The following is a 19,365-nucleotide window of genomic DNA, read 5'->3' on the forward strand; positions in this document are numbered from 1 at the left end:
GTTAGCATCAATCCACAGATTCATGCTGCAACAAGGCCAGGCGCCGCTGTGGGCCTGACGTTCCTGTTCCGGGAGCAGGGGCAGGCATGAGAAGTTGAGGATCCCGCAAGGCATTGCAGAAGGCCTTAAAGCACCTCAAAACGTTGTATGTAATATATCTATTGGCTGGAAGTCGCAGGCTAATCGCTAGCGAATTGAACTCCTGCATCTGTGCAAAAAGGGAGAATGATTCCCACAGATTAAGAGTTGTGCCGATTTGAGCGCAGATAGAAGCTGGTTTGCTGCGGTGCACTGACGAAAGTTCGTCGGAGAGTAGGAAAAGAGCTTGCCGTTATCTGATATATCACATACCGTATGTCATCAAGACCGGTTGAACGAACCGGCAGAGGTTGAAGCAAGGGGATAGTCCCCGCGCACCACGAACACGAGTTCAACGAGGAGACCAAGCATGTCCGAAGTCGTAGCGAAGCGGGCCGAGACACCACCGCGGCAGACCCCCTGAAGTAGAAGAAATCCAACCCCAGTCAATTCGTATAGAAGGAAGCAACCATGGCAGAAGTTGGAAACGAGCTGCAGCGTCACGCCGCGGAAGAACATCAGGCACAGACCGATGGTTTTCATCTGGTCATCGACGCGCTCAAGCTGAACGGCATTGAAAACATCTACGGCCTGCCCGGCATTCCGGTGACCGATCTGGCTCGGCTGGCGCAGGCCAACGGCATGCGCGTCATCAGCTTCCGTCACGAGCAGAATGCAGGCAACGCGGCAGCGATTGCCGGCTTTCTCACCCAGAAGCCGGGCGTTTGCCTGACCGTGTCTGCGCCGGGCTTCCTGAACGGGCTGACGGCACTGGCGCATGCGACCACCAACTGCTTCCCGATGATCCTGATCAGCGGCTCGAGCGAGCGCGAGATCGTCGATTTGCAGCAGGGCGACTACGAAGAGATGGACCAGCTGGCCATCGCCCGTCCGCACGCCAAGGCCGCCTTCCGCGTGCTGCACGCCGAGGACATCGGTGTCGGTGTCGCGCGTGCCATTCGTGCCGCCGTGTCGGGCCGTCCGGGCGGTGTGTACCTGGACCTGCCGGCCAGGCTGCTGGGCCAGTCGATGGAAGCCGAGAAGGGCCGCAAGTCGCTGATCAAGGTGGTGGATCCGGCCCCGCGCCAACTGCCTGCGCCGGACTCGGTCGACCGTGCCGTCGCGCTGCTGAAGGGCGCCAAGCGCCCGCTGATCCTGCTGGGCAAGGGTGCCGCGTACGCACGCGCCGATGCGGATATCCGTGCGCTGGTCGAGAAGACCGGCATTCCGTACCTGCCGATGTCGATGGCCAAGGGCCTGCTGCCCGATACGCACCCGCAATCGGCCTCGGCCGCGCGCTCGTACGTGCTGGCTGAAGCCGACGTGGTGATGCTGGTCGGCGCCCGCCTGAACTGGCTGCTGTCGCACGGGAAGGGCAAGACCTGGGGTGGCCCGAAGCAATTCATCCAGATCGACATCGCGCCGACCGAGATGGACAGCAACGTCGCCATCGCCGCGCCGGTGGTGGGTGACATCGGTTCGTGCGTGTCGGCGATCCTCGGCAAGGTCGGCAACGACTTCGCGAGGCCGCCCGCCGAGTGGCTGAACGCGGTGGATGAGCGCAAGGACAAGAACCTGGCGAAGATGGCCGAGACCCTGGCCAAGTCCAGGGATGCCGCGCCGATGAATTTCCACGGCGCGCTGAGCGTGCTGAAGGATGTGGTCAAGGCGAACCCGGGCATCTCGTTCGTCAACGAAGGCGCCAACACGCTGGACTACGCCCGTGCCGTGATCGACATGTACGAGCCGCGCAAGCGCCTGGACGTGGGTACCTGGGGCGTGATGGGCGTGGGCATGGGCTACGCGGTCGCCGCGGCGGTCGAGACCAGCAAGCCGGTGCTGGCGCTGTGCGGTGACAGTGCGTTCGGTTTCTCGGGCATGGAAGTCGAGACGATCTGCCGCTACAACCTGCCGGTTTGCATCGTCATCTTCAACAACAACGGCGTCTACAAGGGCATCGACAAGAATCCGACCGGCGGCAAGGACCCGGCGGTCACGACCTTCGTGCCGGGTGCGCGCTACGACAAGATGATGGAAGCGTTCGGTGGCGTCGGCGCCAACGTTACCACGCCGGCGGAACTCGAAGCCGCGGTGAACGAAGCGCTGCGGTCGGGCAAGCCCACGCTGGTCAACGCCGTCATCGACCCCGCTGCCGGCACCGAAAGCGGTCGCCTGACCAACCTGAATCCGCAAAGCTCGGCCAAGAAGTAATCGATCCGAATTTCACCCCCTAATCCAATAGGAGACGAAAGTGAACCTCCCACTCAACGGCATCAAGATCATCGACTTCACGCACGTCCAGGCCGGTCCCGCGTGCACGCAGCTGCTGGCGTGGTTCGGCGCAGACGTCATCAAGGTGGAACGCCCCGGTTCCGGCGATGTTACGCGCACGCAGCTGCGCGACATCCCCGATGTCGACGCGCTGTACTTCACCATGCTCAACAGCAACAAGCGTTCGCTCACGCTGGATACGAAGAAGCCGGAAGGCAAGAAGATCCTGGAACAGCTGATCCGCGAGTCGGACGTGCTGGTCGAGAACTTTGGCCCGGGCGCGCTGGATCGCATGGGTTTCTCGTGGGAGCGCATCAACGAGCTGAACCCGAAGATGATCGTGGCTTCGGTCAAGGGCTTCAGCGACGGCCACCACTATGAAGACCTGAAGGTCTATGAGAACGTGGCGCAGTGCGCGGGCGGCGCGGCCTCGACCACCGGCTTCTGGGACGGCCCGCCGACGGTGTCCGCCGCGGCGCTGGGCGATTCCAACACCGGCATGCACCTGGCCATCGGCATCCTGACCGCGCTGATCGGCCGCGACAAGACCGGCAAGGGCCAGAAGGTGGCCGTGTCGATGCAGGACGCCGTGCTGAACCTGTGCCGCGTCAAGCTGCGCGACCAGCAGCGCCTGGACCGCCTGGGCTACCTGGAAGAGTACCCGCAGTATCCGCACGGCTCGTTCAGCGACGTGGTGCCGCGCGGCGGCAACGCGGGCGGTGGCGGCCAGCCGGGCTGGGTGCTGAAGTGCAAGGGCTGGGAGACCGACCCCAACGCCTATATCTACTTCACCATCCAGGGCCACGCCTGGGAGCCGATCTGCAAGGCGCTGGGCAAGCCGGAATGGATCGACGATCCCAACTACAGCACCGCCAAGGCACGCCAGCCGCATATCTTCGATATCTTCAAGACCATCGAGGACTGGCTCGCCGACAAGACCAAGTACGAGGCGGTTGACATCCTGCGCAAGCATGACATCCCGTGCTCGCCGGTGCTGTCGATGAAGGAGATCGCCGCCGATCCGTCGCTGCGCGCCAGCGGCAGCATCACCGAGGTGCCGCACAAGGAGCGCGGCACTTACCTGACGGTGGGCAGCCCGATCAAGTTCTCCGACCTCAAGCCGGAAATCACGGGTTCGCCGCTGCTGGGCGAGCATAGCGAAGAAGTGCTGGCCGGCCTGGGCTACGGTGCGGACGACATCAAGCGCCTGCGCGAGTCCCAGGTGATCTGACGCCGCCCGCCCGGCGCATGTGCCGGGGCGTACGCCGGGGCCGCGCCAACTGCGCCGCCCCGGCGTTTTCGCTTGCAGCGCTGCCCCGTGCCGCGCTACCTTGATGGCTACATACCCCAACCGGCAATGACCGACAGAGAGGGAGTTCCCATGCCAGAACCCATCGACTACGCGCAGCTGGTGTCCGCCATCGGCGACGCCATCATCATCTCGGACGCCAAGGGCGCCATCACGCTGTGGAACCCCGCCGCCGAGCGCATGTTCGGCTACACCCAGGCCGAGGCCATGGGCCAGTCGCTCGACCTGATCATTCCCGAGCGGCTGCGCGGGCGCCATTGGGAGGGCTATGACAAGACCATGGCCACCGGCATCACGCGCTACGGCCATGACCTGCTCAAGGTGCCCGCGGTCGACAAGGACGGCAAGTCTCTGTCGATCGCCTTTACCGTGGCGCTGCTCAAGGATGACGCGGGGGCCATCACCGGCATCGTCGCCATAATCCGCGATGAAACCGTGCGCTTCCAGGAAGAGCGGGCGCTGAAGAAGCGGCTGGTCGAACTGGAAACTCAGGTCAAGGAACAGGCCTGATATCGCTGCATCCCGGCGGCCGGCTTGCCGGCCGCTTCCCGCATTTCGCTCCGTACCGCCTTGGCGTCGGCAATGCCATTGCGCGTTGTCGAAACCGCTGACTTTCGTCGACTGACTTCCCCCGGCATACCCCGCATCGTCTCCGCCGCGCGCTTTGCGCGCGCTGCGGGCTCACCCTTTGCGCGCCGTGTGCCGCACCAGCAGCGATCCCAGCGGCAGGGCCAGCCCGAAAGCCAGGTAGACCAGCGTCAGCATGCGCGGCGACAGGCGCCGCTCGAAGCCAGGCGTCAGGCGGTGCGGCGTACACGTCAGGTCCACCAGGCAGGCAAGGGCTGCCACGCCAAGACCGCCAAGCGCCAGGGTGCCCGCGGCGCCGCGCGCATGATGCCGTGCCACCGCGGTTTCATAGAACACGGCCCAGAACACCGACATCGCATGATGGATGACGTAGCCCAGCATGGTATGCCGGACCGACGGCCGGTTGGCATGCATGGCGCGTTCGCCCCAGATCCAGTGGCTGACCGCATTGACCGGCGCGAACGCACTGCCGCAATCGACGGTGCCGCCACGGGCGAGCATGCCGGTGGAGACCAGGCTGGCGCAGGTCCCGGAAATCGCCGCGCGGCGCAGGATGGTCGACGCATCCGCCGGGAAGTGCTGCCCGGTGCCGGCGGCTTCACCGGCCGGCATGTCTGTGCGGAAGTGGTGGCGAGTAGGTTCCATGTGGTGGCAGCGGTGCGGCACATGCCTGCGCTGGCCGCTGCGGAAGCGCCCGTATGGCGGCGACACCGTCATGGCAAGCGAATTTCATGCCGTCACCAAAGTGGGCTGCGCGCGCATGACGGCCGCCGCGGATCGGGTGCCGGTGATGACCGGTGTCGATGTGGTGGTCAACCCTGGTCCGGCGCGGCAAGCGAAGCAATCTCATTGCAGGGCGTAGCCCAGCGGGCTATGGTCACGAGCGCTCGGTGCCTATGCGATAAGGCGCTGCTTCAACCGCATCACGCGGATCGGCTGCGCAGGCAACTCGGTGCATTGGATCAGGCCATCCGGCCTGAAGACATGGCTGTTCCTGGCTGGGCGCTTGCATCCGCTATGTGGCGACCTGGCTGGCCATTGGTCCGTCGTTGTCAATGGCCACTGGCGGCTGACATTCAGGTTCGAGGGAAGAGATGCCATCGTCGTGGACTACCAGGACTACCACTGAAGGACCGCATCATGAATCGCATGCACAACCCGCCGCACCCCGGAACCGTGCTGGGCGACTGGCTTGAAGGCGTGGACGACATGACCATCACGGCGTTTGCCGCGCATATCGGCGTAACGCGGGCAACGCTTTCGCGTATCCTCAACGGGCGGCTGATCCGGCGGACAGTGGAAGATGCCGCTGCGTGAGCGCCGCCGCGAACGCCAAAGCCAATGTCGATGCCAATGTCGAGTCGGCAGTTCTCACCGCAATAAAAAGGCGAGGCCGCCAAAGCGCCTCGCCTGTAACCGATCGGACTGCTCAGTTGAGATGGCCGACCGCGCGCAGGTACTCGTTCTTTTTCTCGAAGATCAGCCCGCTGAGGAAGGCCGCATCATAAGCGGCGAGCAGGTGGGCGTGGTGCTCTTCAATGTAGCGGGCGACGCGGGCCTTTTCGCATTCGATGCCGCACAGCCATTCATACATCTCGGCGTCCCAGCGGAAACGCAGGCCCAGCTCGATGAAGGCGGCGTTATAGGCCGCGAGCTGCGTCTCGCGCGGGATGGGCCGGTTGTCGGTGCCGACCGTGATGGCGGCGGGGCGGCTGTCAGTCTGGACCTGGTTCATGGCTTGTCTCCTCGATACGCCGTAGCGGTGGGGTTGAGACAAGCATAGGGACGGCGAAAGATTTACGATAATTAAAGTTTCACTGCCAAACCATAATCCATTGTTTATGGATTGGCGGCCTAGGCTTCCAGTCGAATCAGTCCCTCCACGCCTGTAATCCGCTGGATCAGTCCGGCGCCTTCCTCCATCAGGAACTGCTTGAACGCAAGCGCCACCGGCGGCAGCCGCTTGTTCTTGCGATGCACAACGTACCAGTTGAGCATCACCGGAAAGCCCTCGATATCGAGCACGGCCAGCTTCCCCGCCTGCAACTCGAGCCCGACCGTATGCGCCGACAGGAAGGCGATGCCCATGTTGGCAATCACCGCCTGCTTGATGGTCTCCGTACTCTTGATCTCCATGGCAATGCGAAGGTTGGACAGCCGCCCGGCAAAGCCTTCCTGCATCGAATTCCACGTATCAGAGCCTTTTTCGCGCGAAACGAAGGCCTCGTCCGCCAATGCCGCCAGCGGGATGTTGCGCTTGCCGACCAGCGGATGGCTGGGCGCCGCGACGATGACGTAAGGGTGGGGCGCGAAGACTTCGTTGATGGTGTCCATGCCTTCGGGTGGACGCACCATCACCGCAAGGTCAGTCAGGTTGCCGGCCAGCTGGTGCAGCAATTCCTCGCGGTTGTGCACGGCAAGGTTCAGCGTCACGCCTTCATGGCGCTCCATGAACTCCGCCAGCAGCCGCGGAAAGAAATAGTCGCCGGCGCTGATCACCGCCACGTTGAGGCGCCCGCCGGAAATGCCCTTGAGTTGCGACATGGCGTCTTCGGCTTCGCGGAACTGCTGGATGATGCTGCGGCTGTAATGCAGCATTTCGTGCCCTGCCGGCGTCAGGTAGATCTTCTTGCCGAGTTGCTCGAACAGCGGCAGGCCGACATGGTGCTCCAGCTGCCGGACCTGGGTTGACACGGCCGGCTGCGTCAGGTGCAGCTCCTCGGCGGCGCGTGAAAAGCTCATATGGCGGGCGACGGTTTCAAAGACCTTCAGTTGCCGCAGCGTGGCGTTCCTCATTCAATCGTTCCGTGCAATATATAAACGGTCATCAATACAAACGATAAAAAACTTTATGCAGTCCTGATCTTAGATTCAAGTAGCATCAATCCCGGATTTGCATGCCGCAATGTCAGGCGCCGATCTCATCGCGACCAAGGGCCCACACCGAAGAGGCCCGGGAGGGTGTCCCATCCGGGACGCAGCTGGCAAGCACCAGGAGACAAGAACAGATGGCGCAATATGAAGCGGCGGCCACGCCCGCTCACGGAAATGTGAACGGCCGGGGCCTGCAGAATCGTTGGATCCAGCTCGCAATCGGCGTGGTATGCATGGGGCTGGTGGCCAACCTGCAGTATGGCTGGACCCTGTTTGTATCCCCGATGGACGCCAGGCATCACTGGGGAGCACTGGGCCCGATCGCGAAGGATTACGGGTTTGCGTCGATGCCGGTGACGCTGCTGGGGCTCACGTTGCCGCTGCTGACGATGACCTTGTCGATCGACAACCTGTGCAACGGCTTCACGCGGCCGCTGTGCGGGTTCCTGTCGGACAAGTTCGGCCGCGAGAGCGGGAATCTCGGCCAAGGTATTGCTGGCGCCAATGCGCAGGCGATTCATCACCGGGCAGGCCGAAGGCCTGCAGGTCGCGGATGCCGCCTATCTGCCACGAATCCAGAGAGAAGGAGACTAAGTTCCCCGGAAGAACGGCCTGCCTGCGTGCGGGCCGTTGCCATGACATCAGGCCAACGACCGCGCGACACCAGCAAATCCATACCCACAGCAACGATGGCTGCACACAGCCACGCCCCATCCAAGGAGACTGCCATGACCGGACCGCATGCATCGGTGCCCGCACCGCGACATCCCGCCGCGCCCGACCTCGGGTTGCGCCCGAGCCGCGCCGTGGCGTGTCAGGGAGGGCGGCCATGAATATCTCGCTGCCCCAATTGAAGGCCTTCGCCGCGGTGGCGCGGCACAAGAACTTTACGCGCGCGGCCGCCGAACTCGGCCTGACGCAGTCCGCGGTAAGCCGCAGCGTGCGCGAGCTGGAAGAAGAAATCGACCAGCGCCTGTTCGACCGCACTACCCGCCAGGTGGAACTGACCGACGCGGGCCTGCACCTGTCGCAGCGCATCTGCCACCTGATCGAAGAGGTCGAGCAGACGCTGCGCGACAGCCAGAGCGCGAGCCGCCCGTGCCAGGGGCTGGTGCAGATCGCGTCGGACCCGGTGCTCAGCTCGATGTCGTTGCCGGCTTGGCTGGCGGGCTGCCGGCAGGCGTGGCCCGCGATCGCGATCCACCTGAAGGACCGTTCGCAGGAATCTGTGCTGCAGAGCGTGCGCAGCGGCGAGGTCGACTTCGGCATCGCCACCGATCCGATTGCCGCCGATGACCTGTATTGCGAGCCGCTGTGCATCGATCCCTATCACGCGGTGCTGCCCGCGCAGCATCCGCTGGCCGCGCGCGACTCGGTAGGGTGGGGCGAGCTCAGCGATGCCAGCGTGCTGACGCTGGACCAGCAGTGCGGCGTGCAGCCGGCGGTGGAGAAGGCGCTCAGCAGCTACCACGTGCGGACCAGCTCGCTGCAGCTGCTCGGGCACTTTGCCGCGGTGTTCGGCATGGTGGCGCTGGGGCTGGGCATCGGCGTCGTGCCGTCGCGCGCGCAGGCGGGCGGGCTGAACCCGGCCGCCGTGATGCGGCCATTGCGGCCGCAGGTGACTTCGACAGTCATGCTGGTGCGGCGCAAGAGCCGGTCGCTGAAGCCCAACGCAGCCGCGATCTGGGACGCTTTGCGCGGCCTGGAGTACGAACCCCCGGCCACAGCGACCGCTGCGCGCCGCGATACCACCACCGTGTGACGCATGCGGGATCGCCGTCCAACCGCTGGTGTATTGGAGTAAACTCTCTACTGATATATTACATACAGGATATTTACACATAGTGCGGCGCAGCATATAATGAAAACTCCTGACCACAACGCAACTGGAGTTTTTGAAATGGAAGTCGCACTGCTCTTCGTCCTTGGCCTGGCCGCGCTTGCCGGCGGTGTCGCCATGACCGTCCTGCTGGCTACCCGCCTGCCGATGGACGTGCTGGTGACCGCGCAGGAACATGGCCGCTTTGCCGGGCTGGGATCGAGCCAGGAAAGCGACGGAGTGGGCCGCGCACGCCAGACGCGTGTCGTGCCTGCTGCCGGCGAACTGGCGTACGCCTGATCCGTGCCGGGCCGGCCCGTCCGTGCGTTCTGCGCATGGCAGGCGGGGCCCTGAGCGCGTTTGACAAGGATGTAGCGGCCGGCACCTTGTCGTAGACCCTGTCGTCTCAAGCCTGGCTTGAAGATCCTGCGGCCGCCATCTTTCCGCCCTTCGGTGCGCTGTTGTCCTGCGCGCTGTCCTGCTTCCCCGCCCCATCGCGAACCTCCCGCCAGGCTCTTATCACCGGCGCTTGCGTTCCCATCTTCCCTGACTTTCGGCTGAACCGTACCCGCATTCCGCTCCGGCATGCGAAGCGAGAGTCACGTTGGTCTGAATGTATCAAACTAGGGACTTTCCCCACCCGACCGTTTTCCCCGGTTTCCCCGGTCGCCAATCCCCGGCATGCTGATGGTTGCCCACCGGCGCGCCGATTGATGCGCCGGCTCAGGACAACTGCTTGATTTCCAAGGATTCCCGGTACCAGAGGCACGGCCTTTGATGCAACGCGCGCAATAGTGGCGCGGCAGCATCGAGCAGCCCGGCGCAGGTTGCGGACAGAGTTTGCTGCAGAGCCGCAACAAATACGCTTGACTTGGTTGATATATCACATACCGTATAGCACTAGAACGGCTAAGCTGTTCGAGACCGAGAGTCACGCAGAGGCGTCTTCAGGCGCCCAATCTTCCACCTTGGCGGCATGCCGCTATAAGGAGACATCATGGAACTGCAGCAAAGGGAGTCCACGTCGCGCTTTGCGTCGCCGTGGGTGCAATTGGTCTTCGGCGTAATCTGCATGGCGATGATCGCCAACATGCAGTACGGCTGGACGCTGTTCGTCAACCCGATCGACGATAAATACCACTGGGGCCGCACCGCGATCCAGGTGGCATTCACCATCTTCGTCGTGACGGAAACCTGGCTGGTACCGATCGAGGGCTACCTCGTTGACAAGTACGGCCCGCGCCCGGTAGTGGTGGGCGGTGGCCTGCTCTGCGCCGTTGCCTGGGCGCTGAACTCGGTGGCATCCTCGCTGCCGATGCTGTACGTCGCGGCGGCAATCGGCGGCCTGGGTGCTGGCGCTGTGTATGGCACTTGCGTGGGTAACGCGCTGAAGTGGTTCCCCAATCGCCGTGGGCTGGCGGCAGGGATCACGGCGGCCGGGTTTGGCGCGGGCTCCGCGCTGACCGTGGTGCCCATCGCCAACATGATCAAGACGTCGGGCTATGAAGCCGCGTTCCTGTGGTTCGGTCTTGGCCAGGGCCTGGTCGTGTTCATCCTGGGCATGGCCCTGTTCCCGCCGTCGGCCAAGATCCTGAGCGAGGTCAAGACCACGCTGAAGGCTGCCGCCACCTACAACGCTTCGCCGCGCGAGGTGCTGAAGTCGCCGATCTTCTGGGTCATGTACGCGATGTTCGTGATGATGGCCGCCGGCGGCCTGATGGCCACCGCCCAGCTCGGTCCGATCGCCAAGGACTTCGGCCTGCACGAGGCGCCGATCTCGATCCTTGGCCTGACCTTGCCCGCGCTGACCTTCGCACTGACCATCGACCGCGTGCTCAACGGCCTGACGCGACCGTTCTTCGGCTGGATCTCCGACCATATCGGCCGCGAACGCACCATGTTCTTTGCCTTCGGGGTCGAGGCCGTCGGTATCCTGCTGCTGTCGAAGTACGGCCACCATCCGGTTGCCTTCGTGATCCTGACCGGCGTGGTGTTCTTCGCCTGGGGTGAGATCTACAGCCTGTTCCCGGCCACCTGCGGCGACACCTTCGGGCCGAAGTTTGCCGCGACCAACGCCGGCCTGCTGTACACCGCCAAGGGCACGGCCGCGCTGCTGGTGCCGTTCTCCAGCGTGATCACGGCCGCCACGGGCAGCTGGCATGCGGTCTTCATGGTGGCCTCGGGCATGGCGGCATTGACTGCGATCATGGCGCTGTTCGTGCTCAAGCCAATGCGCGAAGCCCATGCCCGCAAGTATGTCCACGCCAATACCTCGGCACCGATGGGCTACCGTACCGTGCCGGAAGACCTGACCTGATGAAGAGAGCCTTGCGGCGCCTGCGGGCGCCGGTAGTAGCCGGGGCGGGCGGACGCCTGCACGGGCACCCGCCCCGGTAGCACAATACGAGAAAAATGAAGCACGACAGGAGGGTGGCCCGCGAGGCACCTTCCTGATCGGCCTTCCGACATCCACAAAAGATCCAGGCACCGCCATGAACCAGGTTGTCATCCCCCTTGAGGCGACCGGGCTCGGCCGGCAGCGCAAGCGCCGCCAGCCCAAGGGCCGCCAGGTCGACGCGGCCGCGCTGGCCGAAGTGCGCGTGGCGCTGGGCGACATGCCGCGCCGCCGCGACCTGCTGATCGAACACCTGCATTGCATCAACGACCGCTATGGCCAGCTTGCGATGCCCCACCTGGTCGCGCTCGCGAGCGAGCTGAGGCTATCGATGACCGAGGTGTACGAGGTCGCCACCTTCTACCACCATTTCGACGTGGTGCGCGAGGATGCGGACGGACAGATCGCGGCCCCGCCCGCGCTGACGGTGCGCGTTTGCGAGGGCATCGCCTGCGAACTGGCCGGTGCCCGCGCGCTGATCGACAAGCTGCCCGCCTTGCTCGGCACCGACGTGCGCGTGATCGCAGCCCCCTGCATCGGCCGTTGCGAGAAGGCGCCCGCGGCACTGGTCGGACAGAATCCCGTGGACGGTGCCACCGCCGACACGGTGGCCGCCGCGGTGCAGGCCGGGGCCGTGCGTCACGAGCCCGAGCCCCATATCGGCTACGGCGCGTACCGTGCAGCCGGCGGCTATGGGTTGCTGCAGTCGCTGGCCGACGGCACCCTCGATCCCGCCGCCGTGCTCTGCACGATGGAAGATTCCGGCCTGCGCGGCCTGGGCGGCGCGGGCTTCCCCACCGGCCGCAAATGGCGCATCGTGCAGAAGGAAGCCGCACCGCGCCTGATGGCCGTGAACATCGATGAAGGCGAGCCTGGCACCTTCAAGGACCGCGTCTATCTGGAGCGCGATCCGCACCGCTTCCTGGAAGGCATGCTGATCGCGGCGACGGTCGTGAACGTGTCGGCGATCTATATCTACCTGCGCGACGAATACGCCGGCTGCCGTGCGTTGCTGGCCGAGGCACTGCAGCAGCTGCGCGACGACCCGCCCATTCCCGGCCTGCCCGCGATCGAGCTGCGCCGCGGTGCAGGCGCGTATATCTGCGGCGAAGAGTCGGCGATGATCGAGTCGATCGAAGGCAAGCGCGGCATGCCGCGGCTGCGCCCGCCATATGTGGCGCAGGTGGGCCTGTTCGGCCGGCCCACGCTCGAGCACAACTTCGAGACCCTGTACTGGGTGCGCGACATCATCGAGAAGGGCGCGGAGTGGTTCGCCGCGCAGGGACGCAACGGGCGCAAGGGCTTGCGCTCGTTCTCGGTATCCGGACGCGTGAAGAAGCCGGGCGTTCACCTGGCGCCCGCGGGCATCTCCGTGCGCGAGCTGATCGACGAATACTGCGGCGGCATGCTCGACGGCCATGCCTTCTACGCCTACCTGCCGGGCGGCGCGTCGGGCGGCATCCTGCCCGCGTCGCTGGGCAATATCCCGCTCGATTTCGACACGCTGCAGCCGTACGGCTGCTTTATCGGCTCGGCCGCGGTGGTGATCCTGTCGGACCACGACAGCGCCACGCAGGCGGCGCGCAACCTGATGCACTTCTTCAAGCATGAGTCGTGCGGGCAATGCACGCCGTGCCGCACCGGCACAGCCAAGGCCCTCGACCTGATCCACCAGCCGAAGTGGGACCTCGCCGCGCTGGACGACCTGTCCGCGGTGATGCGCGATGCATCGATCTGCGGGCTGGGGCAGGCCGCGCCCAATCCCGTCGACTGCGTGATCAAGTACTTCCCGCACGAACTCGCGTGAGAGACTGACATGAATGCACTGACCCGCGCCGAACGCGCGCTTGTCGAATCCGCCGAGCCGGCCGTCACCTTCACGCTCAACGGCCGTGAAGTCACCGCGCAACCCGGCGAAAGCCTGCTCAGGGTGGCGCAGCGCGAGGGCTTCGACGTCCCGCACCTGTGCTACAAGGACGGCCTCGAAGCCGCGGGCAACTGCCGCGCCTGCATGGTCGAGATCCAGGGCGAGCGCGTGCTGGCCCCGTCCTGCTGCCGCTATCCCGCCGAGGGCATGCAGGTCCAGACCGAATCAGAACGCGCCCGCCGCGCCCAGCGCACCGTGCTGGAGCTGCTGCAGTCGGACATGCCGGAAGCGGAATACACGCGCCACAACGAACTCGACCAGTGGGCAGCGAAACTGGAGGTAGGCAAGCCGCGCTTTGCGCCGCGCGAGCGCGTGGCGGCTGACCTGTCGCATCCGGCCATCGCCGTCAACCTCGATGCCTGCATCCAGTGCACCCGCTGCGTGCGCGCCTGCCGCGACGAGCAGGTCAACGACGTGATCGGACTGGCCTTGCGTGGCGATCAGGCCCGCATCGTGTTCGACATGGATGACCCCATGGGCGCCTCCACCTGCGTCGCCTGCGGCGAATGCGTGCAGGCCTGCCCGACCGGCGCGCTGATGCCGGCGCGCGACGTGGCCCTGGCCGTGCCCGACAAGCAGGTCGAATCGGTGTGCCCGTACTGCGGCGTGGGCTGCCAGCTGACCTACAACGTCAAGGACAACCGCATCCTGTTCGTGGAAGGCCGCGACGGCCCCGCCAACCACCAGCGGCTGTGCGTGAAGGGCCGCTACGGCTTCGACTACGTGCAGCATCCGCAACGGCTGACCGTGCCGCTGGTGCGCCGCGAAGGCGTGCCCAAGCGCGGTGATTTCGTCATGGATCCCGACCATGTGATGGACGTGTTCCGCGAAGCCAGCTGGGAAGAGGCGCTGGCGCTCGCCGGCGGCAGGCTCGCGCAGATCCGCGACACGCATGGCAAGCGCGCGCTGGCGGGCTTCGGCTCGGCCAAGGGCAGCAACGAAGAAGCCTACCTGTTCCAGAAGCTGGTGCGCACCGGCTTTGGCAGTAACAACGTCGACCATTGCACGCGGCTGTGCCATGCCTCGTCGGTGGCGGCGCTGCTGGAAGGCATCGGCTCGGGCGCGGTGTCGAATCCGGTGATGGATGTCGACAAGGCCGAGGTCGTGATCGTGATCGGCGCCAACCCGACCGTGAACCATCCGGTCGCGGCAAGCTGGATCAAGAACGCCGTGAAAAACGGCACCAGGCTGATCGTGGCCGATCCGCGCCGCTCCGACCTGGCGCGCTTCGCCTGGCGCTTCCTGCAGTTCAAGCCCGATGCCGACGTGGCGCTGCTCAACGCGATGATGCATGTGATCGTCAACGAGGGCCTGGTGGACCGCGATTTCATCGACAGCCGCACCATCGGCTTCGACGAACTGCAGCGCAACGTTGCCGCGTACAGTCCGGAGCTGATGGCGCCGATCTGCGGCATCGACGCCGAAACCATCCGCGAAGTCGCCCGGCTCTATGCGACCTCGAAGAGCTCGATGATTCTTTGGGGCATGGGAGTTTCGCAGCACGTGCACGGCACCGACAACGCCCGCTGCCTGATCGCCCTGGCGCTGATGACCGGCCAGATCGGACGGCCCGGCACCGGGCTGCATCCGCTGCGCGGGCAGAACAACGTGCAAGGCGCCTCCGACGCGGGGCTGATCCCGATGATGTATCCCGACTACCGGCGCGTCGACGATCCGGCGGCGATCGCCAGCTTCGAAGCGCTATGGGGCATGCCGCTGGACCGCCAGCCGGGCCTGACCGTGGTGGAGGTGATGCAGGCGATCGAGCGCGGCGAAGTGCGCGGCATGTACATCATGGGCGAAAACCCGGCGATGTCCGACCCCGACGCCGAGCATGCGCGCGAGGCGCTGGCATCGCTCGACCACCTGGTGGTGCAGGACATCTTCCTGACCGAGACGGCGTACCTGGCGGACGTGGTGCTGCCGGCATCGGCGTTCCCGGAGAAGACCGGCACCTTCACCAACACCGACCGCACCGTGCAGCTCGGGCGGCAGGCGCTCGACCCGCCGGGGCAGGCGCGGCAGGACCTGTGGATCATCCGGCAGATGGCGGCACAGCTCGGGCTGGACTGGCACTATGACAGCGTGGTGGACGTGTTCAACGAGATGCGGCAGGCAATGCCGAGCATCGGCGGCGTGACCTGGGAGCGGCTGGAGCGCGAACATGCGGTGACGTATCCGTGCAAGGAAGAGGGCGATCCGGGCGAGCCCGTGATTTTCACGGACAGCTTCCCGACCGAAAGCGGCCGTGGCCGTTTCGTGCCCGCGGACATCATTCCGGCGGCGGAGCGCCCTGATGCGGACTACCCGATGGTGCTGATCACCGGGCGCCAGCTGGAGCACTGGCATACCGGCAGCATGACGCGTCGCGCCGGCGTGCTCGATGCGATCGAGCCGGACCCGGTGGCGCTGGTGCATCCGCTGGATCTCGATGCACTGGGCGGCAAGCCCGGGGATGTGGTCACGCTGTCGTCGCGCCGCGGCGAAGTCACGCTGTATGCGCGCGCCGATGCCGGCACGCCGCGCGGCGCCGTGTTCGTGCCGTTCTGCTACTACGAAGCGGCGATCAACAAGCTGACCAACGCGGCGCTGGACCCGTTCGGCAAGATTCCCGAGTTCAAGTATTGCGCGATCAGGATGACGGTGGGCGGGCAGGTGCCGGTGCAGTCGAGCTATGGGGGCGGGCAGATATTGGAGCCAGCATCCGTCTGACCGGAAGGATGGTGGTGTTTCGCATGGCAGGCGAGACACCACCCCGTTCCCGGGCTCAATAGTTCATCGTCACGTTGAGCATGGCTACCCGCGGATTGCCCACGGGCAACACGTTGTTGTTCAGGCCTCCCGCGTAGTACATCTTGTCGAACACGTTCTTGACGTTGAATGCCGCGCGCCAGTGCGATGCCACGTACCCGACGGCAAGATCGGCCACCGTGTAGCCCGGCACGGTGTAGTTGAAGCTGTAGCCGCGCTTGGCGCTCTCGCCGCGCAGGCCGGCACCGATGTACCAGCCGGCCAGCGCCCCACGCAAGCGATACTGGCTCCAGACCGAGAAGCTGTGCCGGGGCACGCTGTTCAGCGGCTTTCCGACGTTGGCGGCCGTGGTGTCCTCGGTGACTTCGCTTGCGATGTAGGCATAGGCCGCCGACACGCTAAGGCCATTGCCGAGATCCTGCGTCAGTTCCACTTCCAGCCCGCGCGAGCGCTGTTCGCCGACGGCCATGCTGAAACCCGTATTGACCGGATCGCTGCTGAGCACATTGGTGCGTGTCAGGTCGAACGCGGCCAGCGTCAGCAGGCCGGTTTTGGCGGGCATGTCGAACTTGATGCCCACTTCGTACTGGCGCCCCTTTTCTGGCTGGAATGTGGCGCCGCTGACATCGGTGCCGGCGTTCGGCAGGAACGACGTGGCGAAGCTCGCGTACGGCCGTGCCCAGTTCGTCAGCTCGTACATCACGCCCGCGCTGCCGGTGACGGCATTGTTGTCATTCACGGAACGCGACGACGCCAGCCGGTCCGACGTGCTCGTCCGCGCCGATTCGTAGCGCACGCCGCCAGTCAAGGTCCAGCGCTCTGCAAGACGGATCTGGTCGCGCAGATAGAGGCCGACCGCATCCAGCGTATCGGTCGCGTCGAGGCTATAGGCGGACGGACAGTTGATGCTGGCGCCATAGACCGGGTTGTAGACGTTCAGCGCGGCCACGCGGCACGTCTTCTGCAGGCGGTCTTCCTTCGTATGCCGGTAGTCGACGCCGAAGGTCACGCTATGGGCATGCCCCGCAAACGCAAAGGTCCGCTGCACGTTGGTGTCAACGCCGAACGAATTCCCCGAAAAGCTCTGCTGCGTGCCACTGCGGTTCATCGACTGGCTGTTGACCGCCATCGTGCCGGCCGATACCAGCGTGCCGGTCAGCGACGATGCCTGGTAGCGCAGGTTCTGGTTCAGCGTCCAGCCGGAGTCGAAGCGGTGCGTCAGCGCGTAGCCGATGCGGTTCTGCTCGCCGTCATAAGACGGGGCATTCGGTTCGCCGATGAAGCGGTTGCTCGGCACCACGCCATTGCGGTTCGGCACCAGGGTGCCGTTCACGGGCAGGCCCTGCTGGCGCACGTAGTTGCGCTGGTTGTGGCTGGCCAGGATCGTGAAGTCCGTGCGCGTGCCAAGGTCGAGCGTCAGGGACGGCGCGATCCAGCGGTTGCGATACCAGACGTAGTCGGTCGGATCGTCGCTGTTCATCATCAGCGCGTTCAGGCGGAACGCAGCCTTGCTGTCCCTGGCCAGCGGCGTACCCACGTCGACCGTCATCTGCCGGAAGCCATAGTTGCCGACGGTAAGCCCCAGTTCGCCGAACAGTTCCGCGCGCGGACGCTTGCTGACCATGTTGACCAGGCCGCCGGGCTGCACCGCGCCGAACAGTATCGAGGCCGGTCCCTTGAGCACTTCCACGCGTTCCACGCCGAACAGTTCCTGCGCCACGCGGTTGTTGCTGTCGACGAGCAGGCCGTCGGCAAAGATCGATTCCGATGCACGCTGGCCGCGGATGATGAAGTCGTCCCAGCCGCGCCTGCCATAGGCGTTGGTGACCACGCCGGCTGAATTCTGCAGCGCGTCGCTGAGGTTCTGTGCCTGCTGGCTGTCGAGCAGGTCGCGCGTGATGACGGTGATCGATTGCGCGGCGTCGGCCGCCGATTCGCCCGACTTGGTCACGCCGGCCGCCCGCCGCGTGGCGAAACCGACGTCGGTTTGCCCGTCACTGGCGGCGCTGACCGTCACGGATGGCAGCGTGGTGAGTTCGTCGGCGGCGTGGGAGACAACGGGAGGCAGGAGCAGGGAACTGGCAGCGGCGGGTATGGCAAGACGGCGGAAAAGCATGACGGCCCAGGGCGAAAGCAACGAAAGGCCGAATAATAAATGAGAATAATTCGTATTTCTAGGGATTTGATCGGCTTATTGCCAATTGCGGCATCAGGATGCCGGAGTGGCGGCGACGGCCGTTCACATCGTGTCGTCGCGATCCTCGATCACCGAAATATCCCAGCAGGAAATAAACAGCGCAGCAATCAGAGGACCTATCACAAAGCCGTTGATGCCAAATACAGACATGCCGCCCAATGTTGATATCAGGACCACCCAGTCTGGCAACTTGGTGTCCTTGCCGACCAGGACAGGACGGAGCAAGTTGTCCACGGCGCCAATGACAAGGGTACCGATGGCAATGAGCGCGATTCCTTTCCAGGCAGGGCCCGCCAGCAAGAAATAAACCGCGGCCGGACCCCAGACCAGCGCGGCCCCGATGGCCGGTAGCAGGGACAGAAACGCCATCAGCGTCCCCCACAGCAACACCCCGTTGATGCCCAGCAGCAGAAAAGCCACGCCGCCCAGGATTCCCTGGACCGCGGCCACTACGACGTTACCCTTGACCGTGGCGCGGACTACGGTGGTGAATCGGCCGACCAGCCGGCGTGTGTGCGCGTCGTTCAGCGGTATCGCCTCGCGGATGCGATGGGAAATGACCGTACCATCACGCAGCAGGAAAAACACCAGATACAGCATGATGCCGATGCCGACGGCGAACTGCAGGGTGTTCTGGCCAATGGTGACAGCCTGGGCCGCCATGAACTGGCTGATCCGCGCGGCACCTTCGGTCAGTTTCGATTGCAACCCCGCTATGTCGGCTAATCCGATTTCGTTCAGCCAGTTCTCGACGGAAGCGGGCAGGGCCTGTACGGCAGTCCGAAAATACTGCCCGAAGTCCCACTGGCCAGTCTTGATCTGGTTGTAGGCATGCGCCACTTCCTGTGCGAGTGTGGCAATCATCAGGAAGACGGGAACAATGGCCAATAGCACGCAAACAAGCAGCGTCGTCAGCGCTGCGAGATTTTCCCGGTTGCCAAATCGCACCGTCAGCTTGCGTTGCATTGGATGAAACAGGATCGCCAGTATCGTGCCCCAGAGGATCGCGCTGAAGAAGGGCAGCAGTATCCAGATGAACGCAATGGTGACGGCGACCAGAAGGATGTAAAAGCCTTTCAAGTTGCGCATCGGATTGTCCATGAGTCCGGCCTGCGTACATTGCGGTAGTCGAAGCGCATTGGTGTACGTGTGCGGC

General features: G+C 64.6%; 17 protein-coding genes. 12 read left to right on the forward strand and 5 right to left on the reverse strand.

The genetic code is table 11. From position 1 onward, the window contains the following. The first annotated feature begins 549 nt into the window (after positions 1-549). The 3 genes from oxc (at position 550) to ACAD63_RS25430 (ending at position 4,168) form a co-directional block, all read left to right on the forward strand. Positions 550-2,289, forward strand: a complete 1,740-nt coding sequence (gene oxc / locus ACAD63_RS25420) for an oxalyl-CoA decarboxylase (RefSeq protein WP_434034535.1) — start codon at positions 550-552, stop codon at positions 2,287-2,289. Between the two features lie 40 nt (positions 2,290-2,329). Next, positions 2,330-3,580, forward strand: a complete 1,251-nt coding sequence (gene frc, locus ACAD63_RS25425) for a formyl-CoA transferase (protein WP_133094395.1) — start codon at positions 2,330-2,332, stop codon at positions 3,578-3,580. A 150-nt stretch (positions 3,581-3,730) separates the two neighbouring features. Then, the gene (locus tag ACAD63_RS25430; RefSeq protein ID WP_133094396.1) at positions 3,731-4,168 is read left to right on the forward strand and encodes a PAS domain-containing protein; all 438 of its coding nucleotides are present in this window, start codon (positions 3,731-3,733) and stop codon (positions 4,166-4,168) included. 171 nt (positions 4,169-4,339) lie between these two features. On the opposite strand, the gene ACAD63_RS25435 is transcribed toward ACAD63_RS25430, so the two are convergent. After that, a complete protein-coding gene (locus tag ACAD63_RS25435; protein ID WP_240745820.1) occupies positions 4,340-4,891 on the reverse strand; it encodes a hypothetical protein in 552 nt (183 codons plus the stop codon). Between the two features lie 70 nt (positions 4,892-4,961). Between ACAD63_RS25435 and ACAD63_RS25440 the strand changes: the two genes are divergently transcribed. The 3 genes from ACAD63_RS25440 to ACAD63_RS25450 all read left to right on the forward strand — a co-directional run bounded on the left by ACAD63_RS25440 (position 4,962) and on the right by ACAD63_RS25450 (position 5,563). After that, positions 4,962-5,108, forward strand: coding sequence for a hypothetical protein (locus ACAD63_RS25440; RefSeq protein WP_165971461.1), 147 nt, complete (start codon positions 4,962-4,964; stop codon positions 5,106-5,108). A gap of 90 nt (positions 5,109-5,198) precedes the next feature. After that, positions 5,199-5,375, forward strand: coding sequence for a type II toxin-antitoxin system RelE/ParE family toxin (locus ACAD63_RS25445; protein ID WP_434034536.1), 177 nt, complete (start codon positions 5,199-5,201; stop codon positions 5,373-5,375). An 11-nt stretch (positions 5,376-5,386) separates the two neighbouring features. Further along, on the forward strand, positions 5,387-5,563 hold the full coding sequence (locus ACAD63_RS25450; RefSeq protein WP_434034537.1) for a helix-turn-helix transcriptional regulator: 177 nt from the start codon (positions 5,387-5,389) through the stop codon (positions 5,561-5,563). 112 nt (positions 5,564-5,675) lie between these two features. Here the strand turns inward: ACAD63_RS25450 and ACAD63_RS25455 are convergent, their stop codons facing one another. After that, positions 5,676-5,981 carry a LysR family transcriptional regulator gene (locus ACAD63_RS25455; RefSeq protein WP_133094398.1) on the reverse strand — a complete coding sequence of 102 codons (306 nt, stop codon included), beginning with the start codon at positions 5,979-5,981 and terminating at the stop codon, positions 5,676-5,678. 119 nt (positions 5,982-6,100) lie between these two features. Beyond that, the gene (locus tag ACAD63_RS25460) at positions 6,101-7,042 is read right to left on the reverse strand and encodes a LysR family transcriptional regulator (RefSeq protein ID WP_135702910.1); all 942 of its coding nucleotides are present in this window, start codon (positions 7,040-7,042) and stop codon (positions 6,101-6,103) included. Between the two features lie 212 nt (positions 7,043-7,254). Here ACAD63_RS25460 and ACAD63_RS25465 point away from each other — a divergent pair, with 212 nt between their 5' ends. From ACAD63_RS25465 to fdhF, 6 genes are all read left to right on the forward strand, one after another. Further along, positions 7,255-7,953, forward strand: a complete 699-nt coding sequence (locus tag ACAD63_RS25465; protein WP_434034538.1) for a hypothetical protein — start codon at positions 7,255-7,257, stop codon at positions 7,951-7,953. After that, positions 7,950-8,882, forward strand: coding sequence for a LysR family transcriptional regulator (locus tag ACAD63_RS25470; protein ID WP_195427867.1), 933 nt, complete (start codon positions 7,950-7,952; stop codon positions 8,880-8,882). The genes ACAD63_RS25465 and ACAD63_RS25470 overlap by 4 nt, the downstream gene beginning before the upstream one ends. 138 nt (positions 8,883-9,020) lie before the next feature. Continuing rightward, the gene (locus ACAD63_RS25475) at positions 9,021-9,239 is read left to right on the forward strand and encodes a hypothetical protein (RefSeq protein ID WP_133094402.1); all 219 of its coding nucleotides are present in this window, start codon (positions 9,021-9,023) and stop codon (positions 9,237-9,239) included. Positions 9,240-9,936: 697 nt separating this feature from the next. After that, positions 9,937-11,256: an oxalate/formate MFS antiporter gene (oxlT, locus tag ACAD63_RS25480; protein ID WP_133094403.1), complete on the forward strand. Its 1,320-nt coding sequence runs from the start codon at positions 9,937-9,939 to the stop codon at positions 11,254-11,256. A 175-nt stretch (positions 11,257-11,431) separates the two neighbouring features. After that, entirely contained in the window at positions 11,432-13,141 is a 1,710-nt protein-coding gene (locus ACAD63_RS25485; protein WP_135702907.1) for an NADH-ubiquinone oxidoreductase-F iron-sulfur binding region domain-containing protein, read from the forward strand. 9 nt (positions 13,142-13,150) lie between these two features. Beyond that, the gene (gene fdhF, locus ACAD63_RS25490; RefSeq protein ID WP_434034539.1) at positions 13,151-15,973 is read left to right on the forward strand and encodes a formate dehydrogenase subunit alpha; all 2,823 of its coding nucleotides are present in this window, start codon (positions 13,151-13,153) and stop codon (positions 15,971-15,973) included. Between the two features lie 55 nt (positions 15,974-16,028). Here the strand turns inward: fdhF and ACAD63_RS25495 are convergent, their stop codons facing one another. Together ACAD63_RS25495 and ACAD63_RS25500 are read right to left on the reverse strand one after the other, a co-directional pair. Next, on the reverse strand, positions 16,029-18,128 hold the full coding sequence (locus ACAD63_RS25495) for a TonB-dependent siderophore receptor (RefSeq protein ID WP_434034540.1): 2,100 nt from the start codon (positions 18,126-18,128) through the stop codon (positions 16,029-16,031). 123 nt (positions 18,129-18,251) lie between these two features. After that, complete coding sequence (locus ACAD63_RS25500; RefSeq protein ID WP_165971462.1) at positions 18,252-19,310, reverse strand: AI-2E family transporter; 1,059 nt, start codon at positions 19,308-19,310, stop codon at positions 18,252-18,254. Positions 19,311-19,365: the final 55 nt, after the last annotated feature.

The sequence above is a fragment of the Cupriavidus sp. a3 genome (assembly GCF_051015765.1).
GTDB lineage: Bacteria > Pseudomonadota > Gammaproteobacteria > Burkholderiales > Burkholderiaceae > Cupriavidus > Cupriavidus oxalaticus_A.

Coding starts and splice junctions, on each gene's coding strand:
- ACAD63_RS25500 (WP_165971462.1), bottom strand. CDS start 19,310: ATGGACAATCCGATGCGCAACTTGAAAGGCTTTTACATCCTTCTGGTC.
- ACAD63_RS25470 (WP_195427867.1), top strand. CDS start 7,950: ATGAATATCTCGCTGCCCCAATTGAAGGCCTTCGCCGCGGTGGCGCGG.
- ACAD63_RS25430 (WP_133094396.1), top strand. CDS start 3,731: ATGCCAGAACCCATCGACTACGCGCAGCTGGTGTCCGCCATCGGCGAC.
- ACAD63_RS25435 (WP_240745820.1), bottom strand. CDS start 4,891: ATGGAACCTACTCGCCACCACTTCCGCACAGACATGCCGGCCGGTGAA.
- oxc (WP_434034535.1), top strand. CDS start 550: ATGGCAGAAGTTGGAAACGAGCTGCAGCGTCACGCCGCGGAAGAACAT.
- ACAD63_RS25455 (WP_133094398.1), bottom strand. CDS start 5,981: ATGAACCAGGTCCAGACTGACAGCCGCCCCGCCGCCATCACGGTCGGC.
- ACAD63_RS25460 (WP_135702910.1), bottom strand. CDS start 7,042: ATGAGGAACGCCACGCTGCGGCAACTGAAGGTCTTTGAAACCGTCGCC.
- fdhF (WP_434034539.1), top strand. CDS start 13,151: ATGAATGCACTGACCCGCGCCGAACGCGCGCTTGTCGAATCCGCCGAG.
- oxlT (WP_133094403.1), top strand. CDS start 9,937: ATGGAACTGCAGCAAAGGGAGTCCACGTCGCGCTTTGCGTCGCCGTGG.
- ACAD63_RS25450 (WP_434034537.1), top strand. CDS start 5,387: ATGAATCGCATGCACAACCCGCCGCACCCCGGAACCGTGCTGGGCGAC.
- ACAD63_RS25465 (WP_434034538.1), top strand. CDS start 7,255: ATGGCGCAATATGAAGCGGCGGCCACGCCCGCTCACGGAAATGTGAAC.
- ACAD63_RS25485 (WP_135702907.1), top strand. CDS start 11,432: ATGAACCAGGTTGTCATCCCCCTTGAGGCGACCGGGCTCGGCCGGCAG.
- ACAD63_RS25495 (WP_434034540.1), bottom strand. CDS start 18,128: ATGCTTTTCCGCCGTCTTGCCATACCCGCCGCTGCCAGTTCCCTGCTC.
- ACAD63_RS25440 (WP_165971461.1), top strand. CDS start 4,962: ATGGCAAGCGAATTTCATGCCGTCACCAAAGTGGGCTGCGCGCGCATG.
- ACAD63_RS25475 (WP_133094402.1), top strand. CDS start 9,021: ATGGAAGTCGCACTGCTCTTCGTCCTTGGCCTGGCCGCGCTTGCCGGC.